We start from the raw sequence: 18,356 nt of genomic DNA, 5'->3' as shown, positions 1-18,356 counted from the left end.
GATTATTACCATGAATATATTATATTATATGCAAAGATGGATTTAAAATTATTTTACTTTATTTTTGTATGTATGTGCTATAATTAAGATAGATTTATCATTGGAAGGTGCAATAATGAAGACACTGCTGGTAGCATTAAACGCTAAATATTACCATACAAATTTAGCCATAAGAAATATTAAGCTGTATTGTAGACCTATGGACATCCAGCTTTTGGAAATGACCATAAATGATGATTTGGACTTAATTCTACATAATATCCTAAACAAAAGGCCTGATGTCATTGGATTCTCTTGCTATATATGGAATATAGATAAAGTGCTGAAGCTTTGTGAATACATAAAAAAGGTCAATAAAGATATTTTAATAGTTCTTGGAGGACCTGAAATATCTTTTGATTCAGATGATTTATTGAAAACTGGTGTTGCAGATTTTATTGTGTTAGGCGAAGGGGAAGCAACTTTTAAAAATCTTCTACAAAAAATCCATAATGGCGAAAATGTGTATGACTTGAACGGCATAAGTTATATGAAGGATGGAAAAGTAATATTAAGAGAAAATACTGATTATGTTTGTCTGGACGATATTCCATTTCCTTATGGTGGGGAGGATATTTCCAATAAGCTTGTGTATTATGAGACATCCAGAGGGTGCCCTTTTAGATGTTCTTATTGCTTATCATCTCTTGATAATAAGTTGAGATATGCCAGCATTGAAAAAGTCAGAGATGATTTAGAGAAACTGACAAACATGGGCGCAAGAATTGTAAAACTTATAGACAGATCTTTTGACAGCAATATAAAAAGAGCAGTAGAAATATTAGACATAATAAGGGGTATGAGGAGCGACACAGTATTTCACTGCGAAGTTAATCCTGAATTAGTCAATCAAGAGTTTATAGATAGCTTAAAAGGCATAGAAGACAGAATTCAATTTGAAGTAGGCATACAGACGACTAACAAGGAAACTTTAAAGAACGTGTCGAGAAATCCAGACGTTAGTGGTGCGTTAAATGGCATAAAACTTATCATCAATGCAGGTGTAAAGGTGCATGTAGATCTAATCGCTGGATTGCCTGGCGACGATTTTAATTCGATTGTGAAATCTTTTAATGATGTATATGAGTTAAATCCTGACGAAATTCAATTAGGCTTTTTAAAGCTTCTAAAAGGGACCAGAATTAGAAAAAACAAAGATATCTATGGCATCAAATATAAAAGTGATCCTCCGTATGAAGTTCTGATGACCAATACAATATCTTACATGGAGCTGTATGAGCTTAAAAATATCGCTTTCTTAGTAGATAAGTATTACAATTCTGGGAAATTTAAAATGTCATTAAGATTTTTGCTTGATTTTTTTAAAGATCCGTTTGAATTGTATAGCCGTTTGAATTGTTTTTGGGAAGAAAACGGATTTTATGGAAAAAAGCATTCTTTAAATGATTTATTTGATATTATTTATAGATTTGCCTTTTCGGAAGGTGTAGATACTGATTATTTTAAAGATTATTTAAGGTTTGACTATTTGTACTCTACTAATAATAAGGCATATCCTGATTGCCTTAAAGAGGATAAAAAAGTACCAGATGAAGTAAAATCATTGTTGCGGAATGATGAATGGTTAAAGCGCAATCTGCCGGCAGCAGTTGGCATGTCTAATTCTGAAAAAAATAAGAATCTCTCTATAGGCTTTTTTAAGCATGATGTTTTAAATATAGAAGGAGGAAATGTGTACATAGCCTTCTTTCACTGTGATGATAAAACATATTGTGCAAAAATAAATGTTTAAGGTGGGGTAGTATGTCAAAGACGCTTGTCATAGCACACCGCGGTGATTCTAAAAACGCTCCGGAAAATACGCTGTCGTCATTTAAGAGAGCTGTTGATGTAGGCTCAGACGGAATAGAATTGGATGTACAGCTTAGCAAAGACGGATATCTTGTGGTAATACACGATGAACGAGTAGATAGGACAACTGACGGAATAGGATATGTTAAGGACTATACATTGAAAGAGCTTAAAAGGCTAAACGCAGGAATAAAATTTGGCAGAAGTTATATGAATGAGAAGATACCTACTTTAGCAGAGGTTTTTGAGCTATTGGGAAATAAGAGCATATTTGTAAACATAGAGATAAAAAGTGGCTTGATATCATATCCGGGGATAGAAGAGAAACTGGTTAACTGCGTATTTGATTATAATTTTGAGGATTTGGTTTTAATATCATCATTTAATCATTATAGCTTAAAGACAGTGAAGGAGATTGAGCCAAGGCTTAACATTGGACTTTTGTATGAGTGTGGACTTGTAGAACCGTGGCATATTGCAAATAGGATGCACGCATATTCGCTTCATCCATTTTATGTAAATATAATACCTGAGGTTGTGAAAGGCTGCAAATCGAATAATGTCAAATTGTTTCCATGGACGATTGATGACGAAGAACTTATGAAAAATATGATTCGATTGGGCGTCGATGGAATAATCACTAATGATCCGTCAAAGCTGATTTATTTGGAGAAAAAACTACATTAGTTTTACAGGAGGATATGGTATGAAATCAAACAAGTGGATGAAAGATATGACATTTAAAGAAAAGGTAGAGTACATTTGGGACTATTATAAAATACATATAATAGTAGGGATTATCGTTGTAGCTATAGTTGCATCATTTGTCAATTCAATTTTGACAAACAAAAATTACGTATTTGACTTCTCAATGATAGGAACATCGATAAATTTTGATAAGGAGATGAATTTCCAGAATACCATCACAAAAGAACTTTTAGGAACTGATAAGGGGAAAAATCAAGCATTAGTTGAATTTTACATGTTGACAAAAGGCAGTGACGGAAAATTTCAGCTTGATCCCACATCTGTACAAAAACTTATGGTCAAAATTTCTGCTGAAGAAGTAGATGTCATAGCGCTTGACAAGGATAATTTTTATGCATTAGGAAATCAAGGAGCGTTTTTAAATCTTGACACTGTAAAAAATCTTGATTTAAGTGGATTGGACACAGAGAAACTTCCTGCTTCAAAAGATGTCAAAGCTGGCACATATGGCATTTATCTCAACAAAGATAATAAATATTTAGATGGGATTGGATATGATTATCATGACAAGATAATTGCTGTGCTATCTAATTCTAAAAACAAAGACTTGTCAGTAAGATTCCTTAAATGGCTTCTTGATATAAAGTAGTTTTTCATGTATACTATGAATGTATTTTCAAAACTTGCTTATTGTGAATATTGACGAGGTGATAGTGTGAAAGAAAAAATAAAGCTTCTTAAAGGTGATATAACAGAGCAAGAGGTTGATGCAATTGTAAATGCTGCCAATTCTGGTCTTTTAGGTGGTGGCGGTGTAGATGGTGCTATACATAGAGCTGGCGGGAAAGTCATAGATGAAGAATGCAGAGAGATAAGAGATAGAGAAGGTGGTTGTCCAACCGGAAAAGCTGTAATAACACACGGAGGTAATCTAAAAGCAAGCTACGTTATACATGCGGTCGGCCCAATTTGGAAAGATGGGAATAATGACGAGGACAACTTATTAGCCAGCGCATACATAGAGAGTTTGAAAATAGCTGATAAATACAATTTAAAGACAATTGCCTTTCCGTCTATAAGCACAGGCGCTTATGGATTTCCTGTTGAAAGGGCTGCAAAAATTGCTTTAAGGGCAGTGTCTGATTACCTTGACAAAAGTCAAATCAAAGAAGTGAGATTTGTCCTTTATAGTGATAATGATTATGATGTATATTCAAAGGCTTATGATGAATTATAAATTAAAAGCAGACCAGATATTGGCCTGCTAAAAAATTCTTATTTTACTATGTTTGTCAACACAAGTCCTATCATGATTATTCCTACTATCAATCTGTAGTAAGCGAAAGGTCTTAATGGATGACTTTTAAGGTACGACAGAAATTTGTCGACAACTATCAAGGCAACTATAAATGACATTATAAAACCTACTGCTAAAGCTTCCCATTCTATAGATGTCATTGTAGCTATTCCTTTATGAAGTGATACGACTGTAGCACCAAACATTGTGGGTATAGCCAAGAAAAATGAAAACTCTGCAGCAGCCTTTACTGATAGCCCTGCCATCATGCCACCCATAATCGTCGATGCCGATCTTGACATACCGGGGAATAGGGACATACATTGTGCAACTCCAATCCAAAAAGACTTTTTTGGGGTTACTTTATCCATGTCATCGATTTTATAGTTGGAAAATGCGTTTTCTACAATAATCATCATTATTGCACCTATCACAAGTGCTATTGATACTGTAAAAGGTGAGAATAAATGTTTATCGATAAAATCATTTAGCAGAAGTCCTAAAATTGCTGATGGAATGAAAGCGATGACGATCTTAAGCCATAATCTGAATCCCCATTTATTAGGTGCTAGATTTTTAAGAGAATTCCATATTTTTTCTCTGTAATAATATACGATGGCAAGTATAGCACCTAGTTGTATGACCACTTCAAACATTGTGGCATAGGCACCTTTAAAGTTTAATAAATCCCCAACGATGATCAGATGGCCTGTTGAAGATACAGGCAGAAATTCAGTCAAGCCTTCTACGATACCAAGTATAAAAGCTTTGATTAAAAGAATCATAAGATACCGACTCCTTACTATTTATTTGTTAAACACTATTTAATTTTATATTAACTTTAAGTTTAATTCAACATGTCTTTATGTGTTCTAATCTATTTTTAATATGATATAATAGGTGTATAATTATGTTGTGAGGTGGTTTTGTGCTTTTGCCAGGCTTTTTTTCGTTTGCAATAGGAATCATAATACTTGCATTTATAGTTTGGCTTTTTGGAAAGTCTATAAAAATACTTTTTAAATTTGTCATAAATTCTATAATTGGCTATATTTTTCTTTTGATTTTTAATTTTTTTGGCTCGATTTTTGGCTTAACATTGCATTTAAACATAATAAATGCTTTTGTTGCAGGTGTTTTTGGCATACCAGGAATAATTGTATTGCTGATTTTGAAGTATCTATTTAAAATTTCTTTTTAACCCTATTGGGGTTATTTTTTTATGACTAATATTGTTGATTTGATTTGGAATAATAAGTACGAAGGAGGTATTGAAATGGATATAAGAAAGATCATCCTTGACAATTTAAAAAATCGTTCAAAAGACGATATTAAAGGATTTATACAAGAAGCTGTAGATGCAAAGGAGGAGAATGCCATACCTGGTCTTGGCATAATTTTTGAAGCAGCATGGGAGAAAATGAATGATAATGAGAAAAACAACGTGATGGATTACATAATGAGAGGAATATCATAAAGGGTATCTTGGTTGATACCCTTTATTTTATAGTAGCAATACCGTTACTATGTAACCGCAAGTCAAACCTACGATTACCGAAAGCAGATTTCTTTTGACTATCGCATCAGGGTCCACCTTAATGACTGCAGTTACAGGTACTACGCTCCAAGGGATTATGGTGCCACCACCAACCCATATACAGGTTATTTCACCTAATGAAGCCAATATTGATGAATTTATATTAAGCGTATGGGCAAAAGTTTTAGAAAGTGCACCTACCAAAGGTAGTCCAGAAAATCCTGAGCCTGATAGTCCTGTCAGTATTCCTATTAAAAGCTGCATCAATGCTACAGTGTATTTATTTAAAGGAATGTGCTTTGAAAGGTAAATGCCGAGATCCATGAGATATCCTTTCGCATCTGGACCTATGACCTCTTTTGCAGTTGTCAACTCTCCTAAAAAGAAAAAAGCACTTATCAATATGATTGGAGCAAATGTTTTGATTCCAGACAAGAAACCATTTTTCAAGTAGTCTCTTGTCTTGTTTAAGAAATCTTTTTGTACGATTGTTGATGCTAAAAGTACGATTATTGCAGTGCCGCCGATCAATGCTGTTGCCGCATTTCCTTTGATTTTTAAAATGTACATTAAAAAAGTATCGATGGCAAAAAAGAGCACAGCGACAAATGAAATAATGTAACTTTCCTTGTATATTTTCTTTCCATCTAAATTATTGTTGTAATTATTTTCTTTTTGCTTATTGTTTTTTAAATTTTTCATCGTAACAAAATAAAAGAAAACTATTGTGATGAGAGATGTTACACCCCATACTGGTATGCTACTTAAAATTAATTTTGATGTAGGTATTCCTAATGTTTTAGCTGTTACAGATGGAACACCTTGTATAAAAAAATCTCCTGATAAAGCAGCTCCAAATCCGAATATGGTTACTAAGGATGCAAAACTCAATTCATCAAAGCCTGATTTCAAAACAGGCCCGATTAAGACAGCACCTATTAAACCAACAGCAGGTGACGGCCACAAGAAAAGAGATAAAACCATCATCACTATGCCCACGATCCAAAATGTTTTACTTGGAGAGCTTAGAAATCTCAATAATGGCTTTGCTATGACAACATCTGCGCCTATATCATCAAGTGCACGTGACATGGCAATAATCAGGGAAATGATAAGTATTACCTGCCAAAGCTCTTTTCCGGATACAAATACAGAAGAATACAAAATTTCAATAGATTTCAATACGTTTTTAGTCTGTGACATTGCTACGGCAAATATGCCCACAATACAAGGCAAAATTATGTCTTTTCGAAAGACCATAAATAAAAATATTACAAGTATTGAAATTAAGTAGACAATATGTGTTGTTGTTATATTTACCATTGTAACACCTCATTTTTTACGTTTTTATTTACTCGCTTCAATTACATATTTTGCGTTGAGTTTGGTAAAATTATTAAAAATATGATAAAATATTCGATAAGGAGGTAGTTAAAATGAAACCAATGCAGCTTAAAGATGGTGTAACAAAAATTGGTGCAGTCCATTTTGAAAGGAGATTGTTTGACTCTCTTATTCCACTTCCTGACGGGACAAGCTATAATGCATATCTCATAGAAGGCAGTGAAAAGATAGCTTTGATAGACACAGTTGACCCTATGAAAATAGAAGTGCTTATGGATCAATTGAAAGATGTACAAAAGATAGACTATATTGTATCAAATCATTCCGAACAGGACCATTCTGGTGGAATTCCTTTTGTTTTAGAAAAGTATCCTGATGCAAAAGTTATATGCACTCCGAAAGCAAAGGCCTTTTTAATGGATCTTCTACATATTTCTGAAGACAAGATAATAACTGTAGAAGACAATGAAACTGTATCTCTTGGAGGAAAGACTCTTAGGTTTATTCATGCCCCATGGGTACATTGGCCTGAGACCATGTTTACATACCTTGAAGAAGACAATATCCTGTTTACATGTGATTTTTTAGGTTCACATTTGGCTACATCGAAGCTTTTTGCAGAAGATGAATGCCATGTTTATAATTCTGCAAAGCGATACTATGCAGAAATAATGATGCCTTTTAGAAACTTTGTGGCAAAAAATCTTGAAAAGATAAAAGATTTAAAAATAGATTACATAGCTCCATCCCATGGTCCGGTTTACAATAGACCACAATTCATTTTTGATGCGTACAATAGCTGGGTATACGACGAACCGAAGAATATAGTTGTTATACCGTATGTTACAATGCACGGTTCTGTAAAAGCAATGGTAGATTATTTGACTGCTGTTCTTTCACAAAAAGGTGTCGTTGTAAAACCATATGATTTAACAGTTACAGATTTAGGTGAACTTGCTATGTCATTAGTTGACGCTGCCACAATAGTCGTAGGCACGCCGACGGTTTTGACTGGGGCACACCCACAGGTGATTTATGCTACATATCTCGCAAATGCCTTAAAGCCAAAAACTAAATTTTTATCAATTGTTGGGTCATACAGTTGGGGCGGAAAAACTATTGACCAATTGTCCAGCATGATTACAAACCTAAAAGTTGAAGTGATACCGCCAGTATTTATAAAAGGTCTTCCAAAAGAAGAAGATTATAAGCTTTTAGATGAATTAGCAGATAATATAGTTAAAAAACATAAAGAAGCAAACATTAAATAATTAATGTATCATAGAAGAATATAATAGCAGATTTGTGTATAGAATATCCTGTGAGGTGATTTCATGATAAATTTAAACGGACAAAATACCATAGCTCCAGGCATTATTAGCGCTATGACAACTTATGAAGAAGATTCACTTTTAAAGAAATCACAGGATGCATTAAATGTGTACGTTAATGGTGACTTTGTGGGTAAAAAAGTGCTTGTTGCAAACGGCGATGGTGGTGTTAACGCAGTAAAAGAGTATTTACTAAACAAAGGATATACTGGTTTTGAATATAAGATAGACGGCAACAACATAATGATACAGGCTGACGATGGTGTGTGTGATGAAATAAAAAGATTGTTGAATGTGTATTTAACTATACGGTAAGGAGCTTTAATGCTCCTATTTTTTCATTTTAAGATGATTATTGACGTTTCTTTATTTCAATAATTATAAAAAAGTAGTATAATATCTATTAAGAAAAATATATTAATAAATAATAATTATTAATGATAGAAATTTTTTGAAAGTTATTTTAAAAAATGCTGTTTCTGAGTTATTATAATGTATAGAAATGGTTAAAATTTAAGACATTAAATGAAAGAAGGTGATATTATGGGAACAGATAATATATCCAGTGTTATGGTTATTTTTGGTGGCACAGGAGACTTAACTCATAGAAAGTTGATGCCCGCTGTTTACAATTTGCTTTATGAAAAAAGCCTTCCAGAAAATTTTTGCGTCGTTTCGGTTGGAAGGCGTGATAAGACGGATGAGATTTATCGCAATGAAGTATACGAATCTATTAAGAAATTTTCGAGAATTAAAATAGATGATGAGCTTTGGAAAAATTTAAGAGACAGAATATACTATCAAAAGTTTGAGTTTCATGATGATGACGGATACTCAAGACTTAAAGACTTTTTGAAGGTACTTGATGATAAATATAAAACAAATGGAAATAGAATTTATTACTTGGCGGTAGCTCCTGAGTATTTTGAACTCATCGTTGAAAAGTTACATCAACATGGAATGGCAGAGAATGAAAAATCGTGGCAAAGAGTCATGATAGAAAAACCATTTGGCAAGGATTTGAATTCTGCAGTTTATTTAAACAAAAAGATAACTGATGTTTTTACAGAAAAAAACACGTATCGCATAGACCACTATTTAGGCAAAGAAATGTTGCAAAACATAATGGTAATCAGGTTTGCCAATGTGTTTTTTGAGCCAGTTTGGAACAACAAATACATAGACAATGTGCAGATATCCTCCAGTGAGACGGTTGGCGTAGAAAATAGAGGTGGATACTATGAAAAAGCTGGTGCGCTAAGAGACATGATTCAAAATCACATGTTGCAGCTTTTGACGCTGACTGCCATGGAACCGCCTATTGATCTTACTACTGATTCTATCCATGATGAAAAAGTGAAGGTGTTAAAATCTCTTAAGGAGTTAACGCCGGATCTTGTATTGAAAAATGCAGTGAGAGGTCAGTATGAAGGTTATAGGAACGAGGATAGAGTATCACCTGATTCCGATACAGAGACATTTGCTGCAATTAAAGTCTTTGTAGACAATTTTAGATGGGCCGGTGTACCTTTCTACATAAGAACAGGTAAAAAATTGCCAGTAAAATCCACTGAAATAATAATACAGTTTAAACCTCTCCCAGGCGTTTTGTATTTTAAAGAGTATGGTGGACTTATGCCAGACCTGCTGGTCATTAAGATACAACCTGAAGAAGGCGTTTTTTTGCAGTTTAATGCGAAAAGACCTGGTACTTTAAATAAGGTGATACCGGTACGAATGGATTTTTGTCAAAATTGCCAAGTTGGCATGAATTCACCAGAAGCTTATGAAAGATTGATTTATGACGCGCTGCGAGGAGATTCTACTCTTTTTACGAGATGGGATGAAGTTGAGTATTCATGGAGGTATGTAGACAAAATAGCTGAGGTCTGGAAGAACAATAAACCAGAGTTTCCTAACTACAAGCCAGGAACATGGGGACCTTATGATGCTGATGAATTACTTCTTAGAGATAATTTTAAGTGGTGGAATATAGGAGGTTTTTACGATGAAAATATATGATGTTTCGATGAATATTAATAAGAATATGCAGGTTTACAAAAACAAACCTGAGAAAAAACCTGAATTGATTGTAATCAGCGATTTTCCCAATGACAGCGTGCATGAATCCAGGATATGTATGGATATGCACACAGGTACTCATTTTGATGCGCCTCTTCACATGATAGAAGGCGGTGATACGATCGACCATTTTGATATAACAAAAGCTGTTTCAAAATGCAAAGTTCTTGATTTTACCAACGTAGATGATAAGATAACTGCAGATGATTTGAAAGAGAAGGAAATAGTAAGCGGAGAATTTGTACTTTTAAAGACGAAAAATTCTTATGAAGATAGTTTCAACTTTAATTTCATTTTCTTAGATGCAAGCGGAGCTGAGTATTTGAAAGAAATGAAAGTAATAGGAGTTGGAACAGATGGACTTGGAATAGAAAGAGCACAGCCAAATCACGAAACCCATAAAACGTTGCTTAGTAATGGCATCACTATATTAGAAGGGCTAAGATTGAAAGATGTTGATGAAGGCGAATATACATTGATTGCTGCTCCTTTAAAAATAGATGGTGCAGAGGCCGCTCCTGCCAGAGCCCTTTTGATAGAGGACGATAAAAAATGAAAGTCAACATGTACAATATAGGCAATTGTATTGTTGGCAATTCTGAGGTTGATTTGGACAATATTCAGGAAATATCGAACATGCTTATAGACAAATACGGTGAAAACACAATGCTGGAATTTGTTGAAAACTATAAAATGGGGCAAGATTATTCAGATGCTTTTAAAAACGCTTTGAATAAAAAACACATGATTAAAAAATTAAAATTTAAAGAAAGTATCTAATTTGGAGGTTAATATGGATAAGAAGTTGAAAGATCGAAAAGACATCGACGACAAGTACAAGTGGAAACTTGAAGACATATATGAAAGCGATAAAGAGTGGAATGACGATTTTGACAAAGCCAAGGAAATCATAAGGCAATTGTCAGACTTTAAAGGCAAGATTAAAGATGCAGAATCCCTTTTAAATGTTCTTAAGTTAAATGATGCCTTGCAGATGATCATAGAGAAGCTTTTTGTGTATGCCAGGATGAAGAGAGACGAAGACAATGGCAATGGCAAATATCAAGCATTGACAGATAAAGCTATGAGAATTAATATTGAGGCATCTAGTGCAGCTTCCTTTATTGCTCCAGAGATTTTATCGATGGATGAAAAAGTCTTAAAAAGCTGTATTGAAGATAATGCTGATTTTATAGACTACAGGCATTTTTTGAAAAATTTATTAAGGTATAAGCCCCATACCCTTTCAGACAAAGAAGAGATGATATTGGCAGAAAGTGAAGTCATGGCACACTCTCCTGAGAATATATTCAAAATGCTGGATAATGCCGACATCAGATTTCCTTCTATTGAAGATGAAGATGGGGATTTGGTGGAACTGACCCATGGAAATTATATTAAGTACATAAGCAGTAAAAACAGAAATGTGAGAAAGAAGGCTTTTGAATCTCTTTACAGCGTCTATAAAAGTTTTGCCAATACGTACGCAGCCATGACAGACTCCAATGTTAAGAAAGATGTATTTTATTCTAAGATACGAAATTACAAGACATCTTTAGAAGCTTCGCTTTTCGATGACAATGTCCCTGTATCTGTCTACGACAATTTGATAGGGACTATACATGAAAGGATTGATTTGTTACACAGATATGTTTCTATTAGAAAAAGAATGCTTAATCTTGATGAGCTGCACATGTACGATCTTTATGTGCCATTAGTTGCAGACTTCGATAAAGAATATGAATACGAAGAAGCCAAAGATACAGTCATAAAAGCCTTAGAACCGTTGGGAAATGAATACGTAAGCATCTTAAAGGAAGGCTTTGATAACCGTTGGATAGACGTCTATGAGAATAGAGGGAAGACGTCTGGAGCGTATTCGTGGGGAACTTATGGTGTGCATCCATTTGTGCTTCTGAACTTTCAAGGTAAATTGGATGATGTTTTCACCATTGCTCATGAGATGGGGCATTCACTTCATACGTATTATTCTGACAAAGCTCAGAAATACATCAATTCTCACTATAAGATATTTGTTGCAGAAGTTGCATCAACTTGTAACGAATCTATTTTAATCGACTATCTTTTGAAAAATGCAAGAGACAAAAACGAGAAGTTGTATCTATTAAACCATTATCTTGAACAGTTTAAAGGAACAATATTTAGACAGGTTATGTTTGCTGAATTTGAGAAGTACACTCATGAAGAAGCTGAGAAAGGTGAAGCGCTGACTGCAGAAAAATTGTGTAAAAAGTATCATGAACTTAATCAATTTTATTACGGAAATGATATAATAGTAGACGATGAGATCGATTATGAGTGGGAAAGGATACCGCATTTTTATTCAAGCTTTTATGTCTACAAATATGCTACAGGATTTTCCGCTGCTGTTGCTTTGTCGCAGATGATTTTAAATGAAGGTGATGCTGCGGTAAAAAGATATATAGAATTTTTAAAAAGCGGTGGTTCAGATTATCCACTTAATATCTTAAAAAAAGCTGGTGTAGATCTTACAACAAAGAAGCCGATTTTAGATGCTTTAAATGTATTTGAGAATGTATTAGATGAAATGGAAAGACTTTTGGACAGGTGATGAATTTGAGAGAGTACAGCGTTTTTGATATAATGGGACCTGTCATGATTGGTCCCAGCAGTTCACATACAGCAGGAGCTGCGCGTCTGGGGAAGATAGCCAGACAAATAGCAGGTGATGATGTAAAAGAAGTGCAGTTTATACTTTATGATTCTTTTGCAAACACATACAAGGGGCATGGCACTGACAAAGCGCTTGTGGCTGGAATCATAGGACTTGATCCAGATGATGAAAGGCTGCCTAATTCTTTTGAATTGGCAAAAGAACAAAACATATCATTTTCATTTATAAAAAGCGATAAAGATGCATCACATCCTAATACGGTTAGAATGATTATAAAAAACAATTTAGGTGATGTCATTGAAGTATTGGGTTCGTCAATAGGCGGTGGCAATGTTGTGCTTAAAGAAATTAACGGTATGAGTGTAGAGTTTACAGGAGAATATGAAACGCTTATTACAAAGCATATTGACAAACCTGGTATCATAGCAATGGTGACAAAGGTCTTATCGGAGCACATGATAAATATAGCTTTTATGAGGGTGTACAGGCAGTTAAAGGGGGATATGGCTATTATGGTGATTGAATCAGATCAAACCATACCAGAAGATGTGCGAGTAAGAATAGAACATATTGATGGAATAGAGAAAGCTATAGTTGTAGACAGTGTGATAAAGCATAAATAAAACGTACTGAGGTGAAGAAGTTGTATCAGTTTAGTAGTGGATTTGAATTACTGGAGCTTACAAAAAAATATAATATTCCTATATCGGAAGTCGTGATAAATTATGAGCACGAGATGACTGGCGATGATAGAGATGTAATAATAGAAAAGATGTCATCAAATCTTGATGTGATGAGAAAATCTATCGAAAGAGGCTTGAAAGAAGATGTAAAATCTGTAGGTGGTTTTATCGGCGGAGATGCTAAAAGATTGTACGATAAAATAATTAATAATTTTACAATAAGCGGTGAGACAGTTTCAAAAGCTGTTGCATCGGCTATTGCAGTATCAGAAGTAAATGCAGCGATGGGCAAAATTGTTGCAGCACCTACTGCTGGTTCCAGTGGCGTCATTCCGGGAGCGTTGATAACTATTGCAAGGAAATTTGGCAAAAATGATGATGAATTGATAAAATCCTTGTTTACATCATCTGGAATTGGAATAATAATCGCAAAAAATGCTACGCTTTCAGGTGCAGAAGGAGGATGTCAGGCTGAAGTGGGCTCAGCGTCGGCTATGGCTGCCGCTGCTTTAGTTGAATTGATGGGTGGTTCCCCTGACGAGGCCTTAAATGCAGCGTCTTTTGCCATTATGAATCTTTTGGGACTTGTATGTGATCCTGTAGCAGGGTTAGTGGAGGTTCCATGCGTCACGCGAAATGCAATTGGTGCTGCAAATGCTTTGATTTGCGCTGATCTGGCTTTATCTGGCATGAAAAGCATCATTCCTTTTGATGACGTTGTAAGTGCAATGGACAGTGTAGGGAAAGCTATGCCTTGTGCACTTAGAGAGACGGCTGAAGGAGGGCTTGCAAAGACTGCAACCGGCATTAAGCTGAAAATGAATATGAGAGAATAGAGAAAGGCTTTACGAGTTATTCGTAAAGCCTTTTTAAAAACCGATTTTTAATCGGTAATTACCTCTATAAGAGGTAGAACTGTTTAAATTTATTTAATTTTCTATTATAATATATGCATATATAATGATTTTGATACAAAGTTAAAGGGGGTTGATCCAATGGAAATCGTCAATGTAAATTTAAAAAATTATTCATATCCTATTTACATCTCAAATGGAATTTTAAGTGATATTGGGCTATATTTGAGAAATCACTTGAGAAGTGGAAGGGCAATCATAATCACTGATTCAAATGTGTCAAACATATATCTTCAAAACGTTGAAGACGCTTTATCGAAAGATGGATTTGTCGCAAGTCACTTAGTTATAAAAGCTGGTGAAGAAAGTAAAAATTTAGACACAGTAAAACATTTGTTGGAGGAATGTCTCGACTTTGGATTATTGAGGGATAGTTCTGTGATAGCATTAGGTGGAGGAGTTGTAGGTGATATAGCCGGACTTGTAGCTGCGCTGTACATGAGGGGTATAGACTTTATACAGATTCCGACAACTTTATTGGCGCAAGTTGACAGCAGTGTGGGAGGTAAGGTTGGAGTAAATTTAGATGAGGGGAAAAACATTGTTGGCTCATTTTATCAGCCAAAGGCTGTTTTCATTGATACAAGCGTACTGAAAACTCTAAATAGAAGGGAAGTTTTAGGAGGAATTTCGGAGATAATAAAGTACGGCATAATTAAAGATGAATCATTGCTTAATTTTTTTGAAACCAATATGGAGAAAATATTAAATTTAGATGATGATATGATGAGATATCTGATTAAAAGATCATGTGAAATAAAAAGCGATGTTGTATCAAAAGATGAAAAAGAAAATAATATAAGAGCCATTTTAAACTATGGGCATACTATAGGACACGCTTTAGAATCAATTACGCGGTACAAAAAGTACATTCACGGTGAAGCTGTTGCAATTGGAATGTATTATGCTGGTAAAATCGCCTTAAACAGAAAGTACATCGATGAAAGTTATCTTTTGCGCATCAAAAATTTGTTGGTTTCATGCGGTCTTCCTGTTGATTACGGCAATATAGACAAGCATGAAATAGTTGAGAGCATAAAGCATGATAAGAAAAACAGAGAGGGCAAGATAAAGTTTATCCTGCCGTTAGGATATGGCAATGCTGAAGTCTTCGATGTTTTAGAAGATGAAATATTGAATGTATTGAACTAATAAAAGAAATTTTCTTGACTTTAGCAGAATAGAGTATTAAAATATCAAGAAAACAGTTAAAGGGGGTGTGGCATGAACATTTACTACCTTGGACCGAAAGGGACATTTTCTGAACAAGCTCTTATCTTTTATATTAGTCAAAAACGAGGATACTGCGTTAAAGAATTAAAGACAATTCCAGACATCATTACAATGTTGTGCATTAATGAAGATGATGAGGGATTAGTTCCGATAGAAAACTCTATAGAAGGCACTGTAAATGTCACATTGGATATGCTTATAAATGATGCTGATGGGCTTAAAATAAAAAGAGAGATAGTCATTCCTATATCTCATTGTCTTATCGCTGACAAAAATCTGGACTTTGATGAAATAAAGCTTGTAATCTCTCATCCACAGGCACTTGCTCAGTGTAGAAACTATATCAGGAGAAACTTGCCAAATGCTGAAATTGTAACTGCAGATAGTACGGCAAAAGCTGTTTCTGAAATAAAAAATAAAGCCCATGCTGCAGCAATAGGTAATGCCAGGGCTGCAGAAATTTACGGAGCGCAAATAATCGATAGAGACATACAAGATGTGAAAAACAATTTTACGAGGTTTGTCGTTCTTGCCTCAAGTGATTGCGAATACACAGGAAACGACAAGACATCTCTAATATTTTCTGTTCCAAATGAGCCGGGAAGTCTTTACAAGATATTAGAGGTGTTTGCCAGAGAAAATGTGAATATGACAAAGATAGAATCAAGGCCTTCCAGAAGGAAGATGGGCGAATACGTGTTTTGGGTTGACATTGAAGGCCATAGATGCGATAATCGCATTAATAAAATATTAGGTGTGTTGATGGGTAAAACGGAGTTTTTAAAGGTATTAGGTTCATATCCTAAATACATGTAAAACGGTAGAATGGAGGATTTTTAAATGGTAATTGTTATGAAGCCAAGTGCTACAGAAAAGCAAATCTCTGATGTATCAAATCTTTTATTATCTCTTGATTTAAAACCCCACATTTCTAAAGGAGAAGAACGAGTAGTAATAGGTGTGATTGGCGACAAGAAAAAACTTAAAGATAAAAATGTTGAGCTTATGGAAGGCGTTGAGAAAGTCATACCTATAGTTGAGTCTTACAAACTTGCAAGTCGTACATTTAATCCTGTATCTACAATTGTAGATGTAGACGGTGTCCAAGTTGGTGGTAAAAGTGTAGTCATAATGGCTGGTCCATGTGCTGTTGAAAGCAAAGAGCAGCTTTTTGAAAGTGCAGAAGCAGTCAAGATGTTTGGAGCTAAATTTTTGCGAGGTGGTGCATACAAGCCCCGCACGTCTCCATATTCTTTCCAAGGACTTGAAAGAGAAGGACTTGAGATGTTATATGAAGCTAAAAAGCATACAGGTTTAAAAATAGTTACGGAGGTTATGGACGTCTATTCTATAGAAATTGTAGCCAAATATGCAGATGTATTGCAAATCGGCGCGAGAAACATGCAAAACTTTTCGCTACTTAAAGAAGTGGGCAGGTCTAATATGCCTGTTCTTTTAAAGAGAGGCATTGCAGCCACAATAGAAGAGTGGCTTAATGCTGCTGAATACATTTTAAGCGAAGGCAACAAAAATGTGATACTTTGTGAAAGAGGAATAAGGACATTCGAGCAGTACACGAGAAATACCCTTGATTTAAGTGCGGTGCCTGTTGTAAAAAGACTAAGCCACTTGCCAATAATAGTCGATCCGAGCCATGGAACAGGAAAATCTTTTTTAGTAAATCCAATGGCGAAAGCTGCAATAGCTGCCGGAGCAGATGGCCTTATAATTGAAGTTCATCCTGATCCTAAAAATGCTTTATCAGACGGTGCGCAGTCATTGACGCCAGATGAATTTAGAGTTTTGGCAGAAGAAATATCTGATATAGCAAATGCGGTAGGGCGTGATTTTAAATGATTGAAAAAGTAGCGATCATAGGATTGGGGCTTATAGGTGGCTCTTTGGCGAAAGCCATAAGAAAGTATACAAATTTAGGTATAATAGGTGTAGACGTGAAAGATGATTATATCGATGAAGCTTTAAGGGAAGGAATAATTGATGAAGGCTTAAAAGAAATTGATAAACCAATAGACACAGACGTAGTATTTGTATGCACTCCTGTTGGAATAGTCATAAATTGCATAGAAGAAATGCTTCCCCACTTAAAAGACGGCTGTGTGATAACTGATGTTGGAAGCACAAAAAAAACGATAATGGATGCGGTAAAGGGTATATTGCCGAAAGATAAATTCTTTATAGGTGGTCATCCTATGGCAGGCTCTGAAAAGTATGGATTTTCCTCAAGCAGTTCTGAACTCTTTTTTGGAAGCAATTATTTTATAATTCCCGATGAAAAAACACCTGACAGTGTGGTAGAGATTTTCATCGATGAAATAATTAAAAAAATTGGTGCTAATCCTATACTTGTTGATAGCTATTCACATGATAGGATAGTAGGCATTGTAAGCCATGTGCCACATATTTTATCGGCGGCTCTGACTAATTTTGCATATAGAGAAGACGCAGATGCTATAAGATTCGCTGCTGGTGGTTTTAAAGACTCTACGAGAATATCGATGTCCCAGACTGAGATGTGGAAGGATATTATTTTGAATAACAAAGATGTTATAAAAAGGCTGATAATAGATTATGAAAATCTTTTAAACGAATTTTTATTTAGCCTTGACTGTGACGATATAAAGTCACTGTGTGAATTTTTTGATACAGCAAGAGAAATCAGAAAAAGCATAGCTTCTTGACTTTGGAAAGGAATGAATATT

At 34.8% G+C, this 18,356-nt stretch carries 20 protein-coding genes; 18 read left to right on the top strand and 2 right to left on the bottom strand.

Annotation, left to right across the window (positions count from 1 at the left end; all coding sequences use genetic code 11):
* Positions 1-115 precede the first annotated feature (115 nt).
* The 4 genes from JJQ93_RS04930 (at position 116) to JJQ93_RS04915 (ending at position 3,796) form a co-directional block, all read left to right on the top strand.
* The gene (locus JJQ93_RS04930) at positions 116-1,792 is read left to right on the top strand and encodes a B12-binding domain-containing radical SAM protein (RefSeq protein WP_274894055.1); all 1,677 of its coding nucleotides are present in this window, start codon (positions 116-118) and stop codon (positions 1,790-1,792) included.
* Positions 1,793-1,803: 11 nt separating this feature from the next.
* On the top strand, positions 1,804-2,538 hold the full coding sequence (locus tag JJQ93_RS04925; RefSeq protein ID WP_274892925.1) for a glycerophosphodiester phosphodiesterase: 735 nt from the start codon (positions 1,804-1,806) through the stop codon (positions 2,536-2,538).
* Positions 2,539-2,557: 19 nt separating this feature from the next.
* Complete coding sequence (locus JJQ93_RS04920) at positions 2,558-3,208, top strand: ABC transporter substrate-binding protein (RefSeq protein WP_274892924.1); 651 nt, start codon at positions 2,558-2,560, stop codon at positions 3,206-3,208.
* A gap of 66 nt (positions 3,209-3,274) precedes the next feature.
* Positions 3,275-3,796 carry an O-acetyl-ADP-ribose deacetylase gene (locus tag JJQ93_RS04915; protein ID WP_085112140.1) on the top strand — a complete coding sequence of 174 codons (522 nt, stop codon included), beginning with the start codon at positions 3,275-3,277 and terminating at the stop codon, positions 3,794-3,796.
* Between the two features lie 38 nt (positions 3,797-3,834).
* Here JJQ93_RS04915 and JJQ93_RS04910 read toward each other — a convergent pair whose 3' ends face one another.
* Complete coding sequence (locus JJQ93_RS04910) at positions 3,835-4,641, bottom strand: undecaprenyl-diphosphate phosphatase (RefSeq protein ID WP_085112139.1); 807 nt, start codon at positions 4,639-4,641, stop codon at positions 3,835-3,837.
* Positions 4,642-4,784: 143 nt separating this feature from the next.
* Here JJQ93_RS04910 and JJQ93_RS04905 point away from each other — a divergent pair, with 143 nt between their 5' ends.
* Together JJQ93_RS04905 and sspI are read left to right on the top strand one after the other, a co-directional pair.
* Positions 4,785-5,057, top strand: a complete 273-nt coding sequence (locus tag JJQ93_RS04905) for a pro-sigmaK processing inhibitor BofA family protein (RefSeq protein WP_085112138.1) — start codon at positions 4,785-4,787, stop codon at positions 5,055-5,057.
* A gap of 75 nt (positions 5,058-5,132) precedes the next feature.
* Complete coding sequence (gene sspI, locus JJQ93_RS04900) at positions 5,133-5,333, top strand: small acid-soluble spore protein SspI (RefSeq protein WP_085112137.1); 201 nt, start codon at positions 5,133-5,135, stop codon at positions 5,331-5,333.
* 27 nt (positions 5,334-5,360) lie between these two features.
* Here the strand turns inward: sspI and JJQ93_RS04895 are convergent, their stop codons facing one another.
* Complete coding sequence (locus tag JJQ93_RS04895) at positions 5,361-6,716, bottom strand: hypothetical protein (RefSeq protein WP_274892923.1); 1,356 nt, start codon at positions 6,714-6,716, stop codon at positions 5,361-5,363.
* A gap of 113 nt (positions 6,717-6,829) precedes the next feature.
* On the opposite strand from JJQ93_RS04895, the gene JJQ93_RS04890 reads away from it, so the two are divergent.
* From JJQ93_RS04890 to JJQ93_RS04835, 12 genes are all read left to right on the top strand, one after another.
* Complete coding sequence (locus JJQ93_RS04890; RefSeq protein WP_085112135.1) at positions 6,830-8,008, top strand: FprA family A-type flavoprotein; 1,179 nt, start codon at positions 6,830-6,832, stop codon at positions 8,006-8,008.
* Positions 8,009-8,071: 63 nt separating this feature from the next.
* Positions 8,072-8,383, top strand: a complete 312-nt coding sequence (locus JJQ93_RS04885; RefSeq protein WP_085112134.1) for a hypothetical protein — start codon at positions 8,072-8,074, stop codon at positions 8,381-8,383.
* A gap of 228 nt (positions 8,384-8,611) precedes the next feature.
* Positions 8,612-10,090 carry a glucose-6-phosphate dehydrogenase gene (zwf, locus tag JJQ93_RS04880; RefSeq protein ID WP_274894054.1) on the top strand — a complete coding sequence of 493 codons (1,479 nt, stop codon included), beginning with the start codon at positions 8,612-8,614 and terminating at the stop codon, positions 10,088-10,090.
* On the top strand, positions 10,077-10,706 hold the full coding sequence (locus JJQ93_RS04875; RefSeq protein WP_274892921.1) for a cyclase family protein: 630 nt from the start codon (positions 10,077-10,079) through the stop codon (positions 10,704-10,706). Before zwf ends, JJQ93_RS04875 begins: the two co-directional genes overlap by 14 nt.
* Positions 10,703-10,930 (top strand): hypothetical protein, encoded by a 228-nt coding sequence (locus JJQ93_RS04870; RefSeq protein ID WP_274892920.1) that lies wholly within the window; start codon positions 10,703-10,705, stop codon positions 10,928-10,930. The genes JJQ93_RS04875 and JJQ93_RS04870 overlap by 4 nt, the downstream gene beginning before the upstream one ends.
* A gap of 13 nt (positions 10,931-10,943) precedes the next feature.
* Positions 10,944-12,743, top strand: coding sequence for an oligoendopeptidase F (pepF, locus tag JJQ93_RS04865; RefSeq protein WP_274892919.1), 1,800 nt, complete (start codon positions 10,944-10,946; stop codon positions 12,741-12,743).
* Positions 12,743-13,429 carry an L-serine ammonia-lyase, iron-sulfur-dependent subunit beta gene (sdaAB, locus tag JJQ93_RS04860; RefSeq protein WP_274892918.1) on the top strand — a complete coding sequence of 229 codons (687 nt, stop codon included), beginning with the start codon at positions 12,743-12,745 and terminating at the stop codon, positions 13,427-13,429. Before pepF ends, sdaAB begins: the two co-directional genes overlap by 1 nt.
* Positions 13,430-13,449: 20 nt before the next feature.
* Complete coding sequence (gene sdaAA, locus JJQ93_RS04855; protein ID WP_085112128.1) at positions 13,450-14,325, top strand: L-serine ammonia-lyase, iron-sulfur-dependent, subunit alpha; 876 nt, start codon at positions 13,450-13,452, stop codon at positions 14,323-14,325.
* A 159-nt stretch (positions 14,326-14,484) separates the two neighbouring features.
* Entirely contained in the window at positions 14,485-15,555 is a 1,071-nt protein-coding gene (aroB, locus tag JJQ93_RS04850; RefSeq protein ID WP_274892917.1) for a 3-dehydroquinate synthase, read from the top strand.
* A gap of 72 nt (positions 15,556-15,627) precedes the next feature.
* On the top strand, positions 15,628-16,452 hold the full coding sequence (gene pheA, locus JJQ93_RS04845) for a prephenate dehydratase (protein WP_274892916.1): 825 nt from the start codon (positions 15,628-15,630) through the stop codon (positions 16,450-16,452).
* Positions 16,453-16,476: 24 nt separating this feature from the next.
* Entirely contained in the window at positions 16,477-17,493 is a 1,017-nt protein-coding gene (gene aroF / locus JJQ93_RS04840; RefSeq protein WP_085112125.1) for a 3-deoxy-7-phosphoheptulonate synthase, read from the top strand.
* Positions 17,490-18,335: a prephenate dehydrogenase gene (locus tag JJQ93_RS04835; RefSeq protein ID WP_274892915.1), complete on the top strand. Its 846-nt coding sequence runs from the start codon at positions 17,490-17,492 to the stop codon at positions 18,333-18,335. The genes aroF and JJQ93_RS04835 overlap by 4 nt, the downstream gene beginning before the upstream one ends.
* Positions 18,336-18,356: the final 21 nt, after the last annotated feature.

The sequence above is a fragment of the Thermoanaerobacterium sp. R66 genome (assembly GCF_028895185.1).
In the GTDB taxonomy this organism is placed as follows: Bacteria; Bacillota; Thermoanaerobacteria; order Thermoanaerobacterales; family Thermoanaerobacteraceae; genus Thermoanaerobacterium.
Note: the sequence above shows the minus strand (reverse complement) of the source record. Positions and strands in the feature narration are given on the sequence as shown.